The 14,044-nt window shown below is 73.2% G+C and carries 5 protein-coding genes; 4 read left to right on the top strand and 1 reads right to left on the bottom strand.

The features are described from left to right. Positions 1-935 precede the first annotated feature (935 nt). The 4 genes from IPQ09_26520 to IPQ09_26505 all read left to right on the top strand — a co-directional run bounded on the left by IPQ09_26520 (position 936) and on the right by IPQ09_26505 (position 8,928). Positions 936-1,280 carry a hypothetical protein gene (locus IPQ09_26520; GenBank protein MBL0197703.1) on the top strand — a complete coding sequence of 115 codons (345 nt, stop codon included), beginning with the start codon at positions 936-938 and terminating at the stop codon, positions 1,278-1,280. Between the two features lie 373 nt (positions 1,281-1,653). Beyond that, positions 1,654-2,226, top strand: a complete 573-nt coding sequence (locus tag IPQ09_26515; protein ID MBL0197702.1) for a serine/threonine protein kinase — start codon at positions 1,654-1,656, stop codon at positions 2,224-2,226. A 978-nt stretch (positions 2,227-3,204) separates the two neighbouring features. Next, a complete protein-coding gene (locus IPQ09_26510) occupies positions 3,205-4,050 on the top strand; it encodes a hypothetical protein (GenBank protein ID MBL0197701.1) in 846 nt (281 codons plus the stop codon). A gap of 3,780 nt (positions 4,051-7,830) precedes the next feature. Beyond that, positions 7,831-8,928 carry a phosphatidylserine decarboxylase gene (locus IPQ09_26505; GenBank protein ID MBL0197700.1) on the top strand — a complete coding sequence of 366 codons (1,098 nt, stop codon included), beginning with the start codon at positions 7,831-7,833 and terminating at the stop codon, positions 8,926-8,928. A 2,658-nt stretch (positions 8,929-11,586) separates the two neighbouring features. On the opposite strand, the gene IPQ09_26500 is transcribed toward IPQ09_26505, so the two are convergent. Continuing rightward, positions 11,587-11,931, bottom strand: a complete 345-nt coding sequence (locus tag IPQ09_26500) for a hypothetical protein (GenBank protein MBL0197699.1) — start codon at positions 11,929-11,931, stop codon at positions 11,587-11,589. Positions 11,932-14,044: the final 2,113 nt, after the last annotated feature.

Here is a 14,044-nt window from a genome sequence, read left to right as displayed (position 1 = left end):
TCGCGTCCGCTCTTCGACGGGTCTACGCAATCTCTGGCGGTCTCTAGCAGCGCGTCGCGCCCGACACTACGCTGCGCGAGCCGGGCTTTACACGGCGCTCGCGCGGCACCACAATCGAGGGAGTGCCCGGGAGAGGCACCGGCTCATGGCGCGTGACTCCCTCTTCGGAGAACCCATCCTGTGGTCGGGTCGGCCCAAGGTCGTGCCCCGCCCACGGACCTACCTGCTCGCCGCTGCCGCCGCCGCGTCGGCCGCGGCCATGCTGGTCGGGTTCGCCATCGTGTCCGCCCTCGCGCTGCACGCCACCTACGCGGGCCTGCTCCTGGGCGCAGCCTGGTGCGCGACCGCCGCGCTCGCGCTGTGGCAGGGGCCGAGGCTCTACCGCGCCGGTCTCACCTACGAGGTGACCGAGGGGCACGTGGTCGTGAGCCGCGGCCGCTTCCGCCGAACGATCGACAGATTCACCATTAGTTACGCAATTATACGCTGGAACCCTCGCGCGCCCGGCGTGGGCGATCTGGTGCTTGTACGCGCCGTCCCGACCGGCGCGCTGCGCCGCACGCTCACGCTCGTGCTCGTCGATCTCGAGAGCCCCGATCGCGTGTGGGCGGCGGTGCGCGGCGTGATGCCCTCGGCCACCCTCGGCGACGGCGAACGACCTCTCGCCCAGCGCCTCGACGTCGGAGAGCGAGTGCTGTGGTCCGGCACGCCGCGGGCTGCGCGCTGGACGGTCCGTCGCGCCCTCGCCTCCGCGCTCGCCGCGGTGCTCTTCCTCGCGGCGGCGCGCGGCCTCATGCGGTCGGTCCCCGCGCTGCTCCGGGTGCTCCGCCTCCACGTCCTCCCGGCCACCACCTTCGGCGTGCTGGCGGGCTCGGTGGCGCTCGGCGCGCTCCTCGCGGTCGGCGCATCGCTCGTGGTCGCCTACGCGTCGTGGGGTGAAACCGGGGCAGCTCGCGAAAGTCACCCGGTATTTCGTCACGAACCGCCGAGTGCTCATCCGCCGCGGCCACGAGGAGCTGTCCCTCGATCGGGGGTGCATCGCCTACGTCATCACCGCCCCCTCGGACTCGTCGATGCGCCGCCTCGAGGATCTCTTCCTCGTGCTCGATGGCCCGCGCGCGCGCGCGCTGGCGGCGAGCGGCGCGTTCGGCGAGGCGCAGCCGCCGGGCGACGAGCTCGTGCCGATGTTCTCCCAGATCGACGACGCCGAGACCGCGTTCTCGGTCCTCCAGAAGCGGTCGAGCCCCTCCCTGCCCCCGCCGCTGCACGACGCGGCGTGAACGAGGCCGCGGGGTTTCTGCGTGGCGCCGGCGCGGCCGGAGCTTCGACTCGACCCCGCTTGGCTTGACCTCGCCCCCGCCGTGGAGTGTCCGCACGGAGCCGATCGCCGTTCGGTCAGGCCACGGACACGACCACGACCGACGTCGAGCGGCGAGCGCCGGCGCCCGCGCTCGGGCGGGCGCGCGCGCCGGGTGCTAAAGGGCTGCCGTGGTCGGCTCAGGGCAGGTCCTCTCCTCGAAGTACTAGCTCGGGCGCTTGCTCGGCGAGGCGGCATGGGCGCTGTCTTCGAAGCGAGCACCTCGTGCTCGGCACGCGGGTGGCCGTGAAGATCCTCCACGCCGAGCTGGCGCGTCGCGAGGCTGATCGAACGCCATGCAAGAGGCGATGGTCGCCGCGCGGATCCGCAGCGAGAACGTGGCCCACGTGATCGACGTCGAGCGCACCGCCGACGGCGTCGCGTTCATGGTGATCGAGCTGCTCGAGGGCGAGTCGCTCGCGGACATGCTCGATCGACAGAGCCGCCTCGATGCCTCCACCGCCTGCGAATACACGCGGCAGATCCTCCTCGCGCTCGAGGCCGCGCACGCCCACGGCGTCGTGCACCGCGACCTGAAGCCCGAGAACGTGTTCGTGACCTACGTCGGCGACCGTCCGGTGCTGAAGCTCATCGACTTCGGTATCGCGAAGCTCCGACGAGAGGGCGCGGGGGGCCGAAACCTCACCGTCGCCGGGGTGCTCATGGGCACCGCCGAGTACATGGCGCCCGAGCAGGCGTACTCCGCCGACGCTGTGGACGCGCGGGCCGACATCTACGCGGTCGGCGTGATGCTCTACGAGATGCTCGCGGGGGCGCGGCCGGTGTCCGGCGACGACGGCCGCGTGATCGCGCTCAAGATCGAGCGCGCGGCGAGGTGGTGCCGCTCGTGCGCGCCGCGCCGGGCGTGAAGCCCGAGCTGGCCGGCCTCGTGCACCGAGCGATGGCGTTCCCTCGTGAGCCTCCGCTTCGCCTCCGCCGCCGAGATGCGGCTCGCGCTCGAGGCCGCGGCGGACGCGCGCGCCGGATCGCTCTCCTCCGCGCGACTCGCGGAGCTCGCCGCGAAGGCGGGCACGGGCACGTTGATGGGGGCGCCCCTCCCGCTCCCTGCACCGACCGAAGGCTCCGCGCCACCTCCACAACCCGCCCCGCGCGCCTCCTCGCCCCCTGGCGACGCGGCGTGGGCGGCTCCGGCCGAGGCGCGTGGGACCGCGCTCGCGCCCGTCCTCGCGTCGCCTCACGCGCCTCACGCGCCTCACGCGCCTCACGCGCCTCGCGCACAAGCTCCCTACGCTCACGCTCCTCCGGACCGGCGTCGCGCCGAACCCGCGCGGCGGCGGAGCCTCCCGCCTCATCCCCCGGGCTGATCGTGGGCTCGCTCCTCCCGGCGCGGATCGCGGCCGCGGTCGTGCTGACGGGGCACGGGCTCCACCCCTGCGCCCCCGCCGCCCGGCCTCGGCGTCGTGCCCCCGCTCCCCGACCGTCGCGCCGGGCGACGGACCCGGTCGGCCGCTCACCACCCCGCCGCTGGGAAACGTCCCTCCTCCAGACGCCGCCGGGCCCGCGACCGCGGCGCCGGAGGCTGAGCGGCGCACCGCCAACACCGAGCGGCGCGCCGCCGTCCCCAGCAGCAGCTCAGGCGCGCCCCCGCTGCCTCGCTCGCCCTCCCCGCCTCTCCCCCGACGGCCCTCCCAGCTTTCAGCTCCCGACCGCGTGGCCGAGCGCGCCCTTCCCGATGCCCGCGTTCCCGCTGCAACCGAGCCCGCCGGGCCCACCGAGCCCGGCGCCGTCGGGGCCCGTCGTCCCCTCGGGGCCCCCGGGCTACTGAGGTCGCGCGCGTGGGCTCGCCGGCTTGGCGCGCGCGCGCGGGGGCTGGTACCGTCACCTCCGTGCCCGGGCTCCCCGACGCGCTCGCTTCCCACCTCCGCGCCTTCCGCGAGGAGCTCGCCGCCCCACGCGCGCGCCTCCGCTACGCGGTGATCGCCCTCGCGTTGGTGCTGGGGCTGCTGCTCGCTCGGGGTGGCACGGTGCCCGCGCGCAGCGGCGCGCTGGGCGCGTTGGTGGCGCTCGCCGCCGCGCTCCTCACGCTGGACGTGCGCGCGCGCAGACGGGCCTCCGGACCCCGCGAGGTCCTAAACCACATCGTGCGCCCCGCGGCGCCGGCCGGAGGCGGAGCGCGCCGCCGTGCGCTCACGTTGCTCGAGACCCGCGACGGCACCTCCCGGGAGCTCGCCGAGCTCCACGTCGCGCGGGCCTTCGCGGCCATCCCCGAGGGCCAGGTCGTCGGGCGGGCGCGGCGGCTCGCGTTCCGCTTCCGCGTCGGCGCCGGGCTCGTGGTCGCGGTCGCCGCGGGCTCGTGCGCCCAGAACCCGTGGGGGCTCGTCGAGGGCGCCGACGTGCTCGTGGCCCGGGGGGGCCGCGCGCCCGTCGACCTCGTGTGGCTCGCGCAGCCGGAGCTCTCCGCGCGCGCGCCGGACTACCTCCACCGCGGCGAGCGCCATGAGCCCTACGGCGAGGAGCTCGAGCTGCCGCGCGGCACGCTGCTCTCCTTTCGCGGCACCCCCATCCACAGCGGGCGCAGGCTCGCGATGACCGACGGCAAGGTCGAGGTCCCGTTCGTCGACGACGGCACGGGCGCGGTGGTGGCCGCTGGTCGCTCGCCGACACCGCCGAGCTCCGGGAGTGGTCGCGCGGTTCGGCGACGTGGTGATCGAAGAGCCGGCGCACGCGCGTGACCTCGATCCCCGACGCGCCACGCCGTGGTCACCTCGAGGGCGCCCGCGCATAATCTCGCTCGCACGAGACGCAGATTCCGTTGAAATCCCAGACGTTACCATGCCGAAGACGACCACGGCCTGCGGGAGGTCCACCTCGTCCTGCGCGCCGGGCGCGCAGGAGCGGCGCGTGCTGTCACGGCTCGACGGCGAGACGCGCACCGATCGCGGCGGCCACGTGCTGCGGCCCACCGATCCCTTCTTCAAGCGGAGCCACGTGCCGGTGGAGGTGAGGGTCGCGGCGAAGGACAACGACCCGATCACCGGCCCGAAGTGGGGCGAGAGCGGAGGCCCTCACGGTGGTGCCGCCCGACGTGGGCGAGCCGGAGGCGATGCGCCTCGACGCGCTGCGGGCCGTGCGGCGGCCTACGTAGACGCGCTCGCGTACCGCCTCCGCCACGGAGAGGCCGGCCAGGACGCGATCGACGCCGCGCGCCTCCACGAGCTGTCGAGCAAGGCAGCCGAGCGGCTCTCCGAGGTCCTCGGGGGGTCGTTCTCCGGGCTCAGGGTCAGCAGCCGCCTGTCGGCGAGACTCCGCACCAGCGAGCGCCGGCGTGGTCGCGGCCGAGCGCAAGGAGGCCACCTCGAAGAGCGCCGAGGCGAGACGCGGTGCGCGCGCCGCGACCGAGCAGATGGCGCTCGTCGTCGACGCGGATCCGCGGCCTGGGTCATCGCGACGCGCGCACCTCGGCGAAGGGCTCGCCGACGTGGCCGACGACCTCTCGGTCGGCGCGGCCCAGGCGCGCGAGAGACGGCGAGCGCGGCGGCCGAAAGGCGCCCGAATGGACGCGGCGGAGGCGGTGCTCCGTGGCGGCCAACGCCCAGCTCGAGCGGCTCGGCTGGCTCGGGCAGGATCTCGGCAGATCACGGCGGCGGGCCTCTTGCGCGTGACACGCACACGCAAGGAGGCCGACCTGCTCCACGCCGAGCTCGCGGCGCGCGATCTGGCGGCCCGGCTCCGCCAGCCGGATCCCTCGTTCGGCTCACGCGGGGGTGGCGGTGGCAAGGGCGAAGGCGGCGAGTCCAGCGGCCAGCCCGGCCAGGGCGAAGGCGAGGGCGACGGCTCTGGCTCGGGGGTAAGGGCGAGGCAGCGACGCGGAGCGCGCCTTCAAGGAGGCCGCGCAGGGCTCGATCGCCCGCGGCAGAGCACGCGGAGAATATGGGCCAAGGTCGAGCAGGCGCCGCCGAGGGCGCCTCGAAGAAGACCGAAAGGCGCTCATGGAAGAGGCCAAGAAGCACGCGGACGCGTGCGCGAGGCGGTGCGCGACCTGCCTCGGTCGGCGGGGGAGCGGCCTGTGGACGAGCAGGGGGCGCGGCCTCCGCGAGCCCTCGCGAGCAGATGGCCCAGTCCGCTCGAGCAGGCCAGCCCGGCCGATGCCGTCTCCGGCGGCGGAGCGCGATGGCTGCCCTCGAGGAGGCGAAGCGCCTCGCCTCGCGCGGCGGACTGACCGCAGCGGCGCTCCTAAGATCCTCGACGAGGCCCAGAGGAAGCTCGGCCCGAGCTGCGGTGGGCAGAGGATCGCCTGGCCCAGATGAAGGCGCGGGCCCAGCGCGCGCGGATCTGGCGCGGGCACGGCAGCGCCGAGGGACAGCTTTCGGACAAGGCCACGGATCTGTTGAAGCAAAGGAGAAACTGGGGGAAGGGCGATGGGGAGGTGCGCTCCCCGAGCCGGCCTCCTTCGACGGACTCCGCGAGGCCGCTCGCGCGGCGCGGGAGGCGGCAGAGGCGCTGAAGCACGGCGACGCGACGCGGGCAGAGCGCCCAGCGAGGAGGCAGGCGAAGCTCGAGGCCGCCCGGCGGGCGCTCGGCTCCTCGAACGACGACGGGGAAGTCGACCTCAACCGCAAGCGGCGCCGACGGCGCGACCCCCGATCCCCCCAAGGCCGACGCCTACAAGGGGACTGAGGAGTTCAGGAAGCGGGTGCTGCGAGGGCTGGGGCAGCCCGCCGCTGGCCGCCAGCGGGACGCCGGACACGGTACGCAGAGGGCCTCCTCCGATGACCTTTGCCAGCGGCTCTTCCTCTTCGCCCTCCTCGTCGCGGCGTCCGCGCGCTCAGCCTGGGCGGTCGGCGCGTGCGCGCGGAAGGCGCCGGCGCCCGGTGTCTGCCCGCAGGGCCCGCGCTCGCTGGCTCTCGCTGGCGCTGCCGTCGCAGGCGCGGACGGCGTTCGGTCTCACGACGCGGCTCGACCTCGACCTCGCGGCCAAAAGCTCGAGGGGCCGACCTCGAGGGTCCCGAGATCGCCTGGCCCGAGCCCGGCTGGCCGCCATGTCACGGGAGACTGCGATCCGCCACGACGCCCCTCGCGCGACGCGAGCTGCAGGCAGCGGACGAGAACGCGGGCCCTCCGCCGACGTGGCGCGCGGGTGCGAGCCACGGCCGGCGTGGTCGTGCCGCGACGCTGCCCGCGGCGTCGAAGTGAAGTTCCAAGACGAGCACGACGCCACGCTCTTCCCGCTGCTCGTCGAGACGATCGAGCGCGCCCGGCGATGCTCACGGCGGATCGGCGTCGACTGGCCCCGCCCTACCCGGGCTCCGTGGTGGTGAGTGGACCACCTCTCGCTCTCGGCGATGACGGGCCTGCCTTACGAGGCGGCGCACGACCGGGACCAAGGGCGATCGCGAAGTGGGGCAAGGTGACGCCCTCAGTCCGCGGGCGGCGCGACACGGCTACCCTTGGCGCGACACGGTGGCCCCGTTTGCTCACGCACCTCGCGATCACCCGCGCCGCGGCCGACCGCGCGCCGCTCTGGCTCCAGGAGGGGCTCGCAGCGTCAGGAGGCTGGCGCGCGCCGTCCTCGTTCGACGACTTGTCGGCGGACGCGCATCGTCGTCCGCGGCGTCGCCCGGAAGCTGACCTGCCGCCTGACAAGCTCGGGCCCAGCATCGCGATGCTGAGCGCCGAGGCGGCCAGGTCGCGTTCTCGGGAGTGACCAGTTTCGTTCGCTATTTCGCCTCGGGGCGACAGACACGCTCCCAGGGTGCTGCTTGCGGCCGAAGAACGGGCAGTCCAGTCGATGACGCGCTGAAGTTCGTCACCCAGCGCGATCTCCCCGCGTGGGACGCGGAGTGGCGAGCGCAGCTCCCGGAGCTGGCGCGGAGCCCGCACCGGCGAGAGGGCCCGGCGAGGCCCGCGAGGCTAACCCGGGCACCTCGCCCGCGATCGCGTGCGGTCGCCGAGCTGCTGCTCGCGCAGGGCACGCCGCGGCGGCCGCGGCGGAGCTTGGGGGGGCGATCGGGTCGACGGGGCCGAGGAACCGCCGACGATCCGGCGCTGCGCGCGCCGCGGGCGGATCCTCAAGCGCTCGAGCGCCTCGACGAGGCCGGCCGCTCGTGCGCGAGCCGCGAGACGTCGCCTCCAGCTTCGCGCCGTGGTGGGCCCTCCGGGGCGCGTGCTCAGGCGAAGGGGGGACGAGCCTGGCGCGGAGTCCTTGTCGCCGAGGATCGGCGAGGATCCGTTCGATAAGGAGTCGCGTGGCCCCAAAGGCGGGGCCCCGGCCGGCGTGATGCCGGCGTGAATGGCGTCGACCGCTCTGCAACGGGCGCGCGCACGGCGCCGCCCCGCGATTCGGCGGATTGACCCGCGCGGCGGGCGAAGGTTAGGACGGTGACCCTCGCTCTTTCCCGGTGAGCTGCCGTGAGGTGCGCGAATGAAGCCCCCGATGAAGTCTCCCCGATGAAGCTCACGTATGCCCTCCGCCCAGCTCTTGCGAGTGATGCCGCGAGAGCGAACATCTCCTCATGGGGCAGCTCGCCGACGTGCAGTGGCCGCGCCCACTCGAGCGCGCGGTGCTCGGCGCGTACTGCCGTGCTTACGACGGGCCCCGAGGAGTGCGAGGCGCCCGACCGGTGGGCGAGCTGACCATTTTACGCGCCGACTGCGCGACGGCGCCGACCGCTGGCCGACGGCGCCACGTGGGTTTCCCCGCCGACGGCCGGCTGGAGTCGCCCGGGGTCGTGACCGCCGACTCCCTCTACCTCGTGAAGGGCCGCCCCTACCGGGTCGACGCCGAGTTCGTAGGGATCGGGACGAGGCCCGGCGCTACGTGGGGGGGCGGGTGTGTCGTCGCCTGCAGCTCGCGCCGACTACTACCGAGTCCACACGCCCGCCGCGGCAAGCTCGTGTGCGTCCGCTCGATGCCGGGCGACTACTTCCCGGTGGACCCCATCGGGCTCGACCTGGCGTGCCCGAACTCGTTCGTCCGAAACCGCCGGGTCGCCCTCGACGACGAGACCGAGTCGTTCGGGCGCATCACGGTCGTCATGGTGGCGGCCATGGTCGTCGGGCGCATCACGGTGACGCACTTCGACGCCCGCGACGTGCCGTGGCACCGCACACGCTCGAAGCGCCGCTCGGAGCTCGAGCAGCGGACTCGGTATGTTCCACCTTGGCTCCACCGCCGTGGTGTTTCTTCGAGCCGGCGGGGCTTCGCGAGGTTCGTCGCGCTGGAGGGGCCCATCAAAGATGGGGCAAGCCCTCGCCGAGGCAGGCGCATGAGCTTCGACCCGACGAGACGGTCGAAATCGCGCCCCTGGCGACGAGACACGAGCCCAGCCGCCAGCCGGCAGTCGTTGGAAGAGGTCGAGTGGCGGTCGAGCTCGACGGACGCCGTCGAGGCGAGCGCGCCCGAGCGCGGTCGCGCCCGGCGTCGGAGACCCGGAGGCGGCGAAGGCGAAGCCGACTCGCAGAAGAAAGCTGCGTGCGCCCGAAGCTCACGCTGCGGATCCCGACGACGAGGTCGCGGAGGGCCTGGAGGTAGCGAGCCGACGACCTCAGCCGGTCTCGCAAAGCGGCAGATCGTGGCGGAGGGCGGCGCCCCAAGCGCCTCCCGACACTAGTGCCCCCCGCCGGGCCCGGCTGACGGCAGCGGAAATCCGTGAGCGCTTCCGCGTCGATCCCGCTGATCGCGCCTGACCTTCCTCCCTTCGGTGCCCCCGTTTTGGGCGACGAGGCCTCGCCTGAGGAGCTCCGAGGGGGCCTTCGCGACGACGCCGAAGAGGACAGCTGGACCCGTGGCAACCGACGGCGATCGAGCTCCGCGAGGCGAGCGCCCCACGCGCGGAGGGCGCCCCTGCCGCCACCGCGCAATCTCGGCCGGTCCGAAGGCGCCCGGCGGAGGCAGGTCGGTCCCCGCCGACGTCGAGGTAAACTCCCTGGAGCCCAGACGGGGAAGACGAAGGCGCAGGCTCTGACATCAACGAACCGCGGGGTCGAGCCCGAGATCTGCTCCTCGTCGAGCCGGCGACCGCCTCGATGGTGCCTGCCGTGGGCGCGAAGCTGTCCCCGCGATTCTGCTCCGCCGCCGCGCCCGCACCGGTCAAGTGCTGCCCGTGCTCGCCGCGGCGCCGCCGACCCGTGGCGCCGCGTCCGCGCCGCGCTCCCCACGGTGCCCGTCCTCAGCGCCTCTCTCGCCGTGGCGCTCCCGGGATGTCGGCATGGAGTCGCTGCCCCCGGCCGCCCTCCCCACGCCGGCCGCGCCGCAGCCCGTCTCGGTCGTCTCGACGCCGGCTCCATGAGGTGCTCGCCGGAGTGGCGGCCCCGGGTGGGCGCCACCCCCACCGCGCCGCCGCGACGCCGCCTTCGGGCCGGGTGGCGCGCTCGACGGCAAGCGCCGAGGCGAGCCGCGTGGAGGGGCCTTCAACGACGACTACCTGCGGACCACCGGGTCCGTGACCGATCGGGACGCGGCCGAGGCTACGTTCCACGAGGAGAGCCTGGGCGTCGCGAAGGGGGCCACGGTGCTCGATCTCGCGTGCGGAGCGGACGGCACGCGATCGGGCTCGCCCGCGCGCGGCCTGCCAGGTGATCGGCTTCGACCTGTCGCTGGCGATGCTCGCGCGCGCGCCTCCGACGAGGCCAGGAGCGGAACCAGAAGCTCAACTTCGTGCGGGCGACATGCGCGAGATGACCCCGAGGACGCGTTCGATGGGCTCTGCTGGCAGACGAGCTTCGGGTTCTTCAGAGGAAGAGAAGAACGCGACGGTCGTGGCAACGTACCGCGCCCTGAAGATAGGGCGCGGCAGTTCCTGCCGAGGTGGTCAACCGCGCTTATTAAGCCGCCCGACGTGCCGTCGCTCGTCTGGTTCGGAGGCGACAGGTATCTGCATGGACGAGTGCCTCGACTTCCATCCTCGCGCTCTGGGGCAGGAAGCGCACGATGATGATGGACGACGGGCGTTCCAGGAGATCGAGATTTCGGTGCGCGTTTACTCGCTGTACGAGCCGGCAAGCTCCTGAACGACGCGGGGTTCCGCGTGGCCGAGGTCTCGGGGCGCATCAGACCGGGCGTCTTCTTCGGCGGCGAGGCGCCGTCGATCATCATCCTCGCCGAGGAAGCGCTGAGCGGTACGTCGGCCCGGCCCAGTCGCCCTGGGCGTGCATTCCCACGCACGGGGTCCGTGGCGCGGGCTTACGCCCGCGGTCGCCCCAGCTGGGGCGAGAGTGGGCGCTACGCAGGGCCAAGCTCCGCCTCGCTCCGCCGGTCACCCCGCATGCCGCTCGCCCCGCCTCCTGTGTCCTGAGCCTCGGTGTGGGCCTTGGCTCGACGCTTGGGGCGCCTACGTCTTGCGCCCCACGCTACCTCCGGCGCCGCCCGCGCCGCCTGCGCCGTCCGCGCCGCTTCGCGCTGCCCACACCGCCGGCGCTCGCCGAGGCGGTTCCTGGCGCTGCGTGGGTTCTGAGCGCGACGGCCCGCGAGCGCGGCGCTGCCTTCGAGCTGCGCGCCTCGGCCACGCCCTGCGCGCCCGATCCGGCTTCCACAAGCGCCCTGTGCGACGGGTCGCGGCTCGACGTCACCTCGCAAAGTTCGCGGGGGCGACGCGGTAGCTTCGCGACGCAGCGTGGACGATGGTCGGCTGGAACGCTGACGGCGGCGCTGAGCCTGAAGGCGCGGCCCGTTTTCGACGAGGAGGTCTTCGGGCTGGTGCTGCTGGGCCGCCGCGATGAGCGGCGTGGTGGTAGGCAGCGGCGGCGGGCACCTCGTCATGCGCTGGGACGGGCATCGTTGTTACGCGCCTGACGACGGCGAGGCTGGCTGTGGAGAAGGTCCTGCTGGAAGCCAAGGCCGCGCCACTCTCTCGCTTGGACGGTGACGCGGACCAAGACCGTGGGGCCACAAGAGCCTGATGCAGCTGGCGGCCTACCAGGTCCGTGGCCGCGAGGGCAAAGGTTCGATCAGCGGGCGCGGTGACCCCGCGTTCATGAGAGGCTGACGACGCGCTCCGCCGCCGTGGCGAAAGAGGTGCGCGGGCTCCTTCTCGTGCCTGCGCCCGAACGCCTCCCGTGAGGGCGGGACCCTGTGCGCTTGCCGGTGAGCGGGTCGAGGGAGCGCCCGGCTCACCCTGTACGGGCCGTGTGCGCTGCATGGTGAATGGGAGGTCATGGCGCTTGCCCAGCTTTTCGCCGCTGGCCGCCTGACCGGGGCCGCTGTGGAGGAGGTGCGGCATCACGAGCTCCTGGGGCGATCGCCCGGGAGGCGACCTTGCGCGATCCGAGGACTACGCCGTTATTGAAGGCCGCTGGAGCTGGACTACGGCTGCGGCGAAGGCGGATCGTCGGAGTAGACGCTGCTGACGAGCTTCCGGGCCGCCGCCCGCGGCGACGAGGCGCGTGGCGTTCTGCCTGCGCCGGCTCGTACGGCATGACGGTCGCGCAGGGGCCAAGACCTCGTGAGAGTGGACTACGTCCACGACGCCGGCCATTCCCTGCACGAAGAGCAGGGGGCCCAAGAAGAACCCCTGGTCGCTGTCCCGGCCGAGCGGGTCCACCTGGTCGGGATCGCTGAAGACGAGCTTGGCGGCGGCCTGGATGCGCTTGGCGCCCTCGGCGGACGTCGCGGACATTCCTATGCGCTCTAGCGGTCCCGGCTGTTCGCCGCCGTCGGGTCGGCACGCTGACCTTTGATGGTGCGAGCGTTTTGGCGAGGAGATCGGGCGATCCTTGGTGAGGCGGCTCGCGGCACGCAGACGCGCCGAACGGCCGTGCACTTCTGCCCGGTCTTCTGCTGCTGATGTCGCGCGCGATGTCGGTCGGGAAGAGGTCTCGAGATTTGAGCCGAGCTGATGTCGGGCCTGAGGACTGGCTGCGTTCAGGCTGTCGGCCTCGACGTTCAGGCGCATACCGCGTGGTCGATGACCGAGGCCTCGGCGCGGAGCGCGCGGTGCTGCTGCTGCCGGTGAACGCGAGTTACGTCTTGCGCCTCGAGGTGAGGTGGAAGGGCGCCCGCGCTGCCCATGAGGGAGCGAGAATGCGTCGGTGGGGAGCGCGCTGACCTGGATGAGCAGCCGGTGATGTGCGCGACGGAGCGCCGCGCTGGTCGCGGGCTGTAATGAGCAGGCATCCCCGCGAGCAGCGCGGTGGCGGCCTTCTCCGCGAGAGGTCTGGTGGCGAAGTTGAACGCGTCTACGTGCACGGCGATGCTGCGGCGGGGTGTACATGCGCGCCAAACAGCCGAGCGCTGCGCCTGGGATAGTACGCCGTCGCCGTCGGCTGGCGGGCGGGCGTCGCCCCGCTTCCTGAGATCGGCGCAAAAGGAGAGCGTCCTAGTGGCGCCGTCGATGTCGAACTTTGCGTCGGACTGGAAGCTCCCGCCGCTGGTCATCGTGATTCTGATGGTTTCTGCCGCGCTCTCTGAGGGAGATGGCCTTCGAGCATCGCGCGGAGGGAGCCCTGCCGCGCTCGGCGAACGACATCGCGCGGAGGCAGCGCGGCCGCCCTCGTCGCGGGCGTGGGCAGCGCGCGCCGAAATGGAGGCCCTCGGTCGACGCGGTCGCGACCACCTCTTTCGCGGAGGGCCCAGGAGCGCCGCTTTGCCCCGCCGCCTGGAGCTGCATGTCCACGCGCCGGAGAGATAACGCTGAGCCGGTCAGCGGCGTGGGTAGAGCAGGGCGGCGTGGCCCGTCAACGACCGAAAGCGCGGGCGGGGCCGCCGACGCCGCGCGGAGGCTCGGGAAGCGCGCTGGGACGAGCAGCGCGGTCACGGCGCTCGCGTCGCGCTCTGGCGGTGCCGACCGGGCGCCTCGGCGGCCCTACAGCGGAGCGCGCTCACGCAGGAGCGCCGAGCCTCGTTCATCGCGTCGTCCCGGCCCTTCATGGGGCGCCCAACGCCCTGGGCCACCATGCCATGAAAGTGGTCTCCAGGCGCGCGTGAGCCACGGCGTAAGGTCTCCCAAAGCAGGGTGGCGGTGGTGTCTCTGTGCGGTCAGCGAGGAGCCGCCCTGTGGCGAGGCAGGTATGGCCCTCCGCGAGGAAGTCGGTGAGCACCTCTCGCCTGAGCCTGCGAAACGACGCCCCGCCGTGCATCTTTAAGACTATGTTGAGGCTCATCGCCGCGCGCTTGGCGATGCGTACGTCGAGCCTCGACGAACGGGACGCGCAGCGCGCGGCGCGAGGGCCGCGCCGATGGTGGCTGGTCTTCCTGGCGCCGCGGAGGCCCACGAGCGACACCACCCGCGGGCCTGGATTTGAAAGGTTTTGGCGGTGTCCACGACGCTCGGCGGCGGCGACCCCAGCGCGCGCGAGGGCGAGTATGGGCGCACCACCGAGATGTTGCCGAGGCCCCTTCGAGCGAGAGGACGTTGGTGGGAACCGGGCAGAGGGCCCAGGAGGCGCCGCGACCTGCCAACGTGGCGCCTTCGGCGCGGCGCGGCTGGCGGACTCTCGGCGCCGAGCGCAACAGCGCGCGCGACGACGCGGCGCGCCTCGGGGGCCTTCGCGGGCATGGGCGAGCGTAGTTCGCGCCCGGAGGGGCCGACCAGTTGCGCTGACACGCGCGCCGCGCAACGTGCAGCGCACGATAACGCTCATTCTGTTGATTTCATGCAGTATACCGCTTGCTCGGTCTGGGGCCGTGTGAAGAATCCTCGGGTGGCGGCATGACGGGGTAACGCACCCGCCTGTTCGTTCGGAGACCCACCCTGACAGCCACCGCCACGTGGTGTTTTCGTTTCCCGCCGT

Source organism: Myxococcales bacterium (genome assembly GCA_016720545.1).
Taxonomy (GTDB): Bacteria; Myxococcota_A; Polyangia; order Polyangiales; family Polyangiaceae; genus JAAFHV01.
This window is presented reverse-complemented; position numbering and strand designations above follow the sequence as displayed.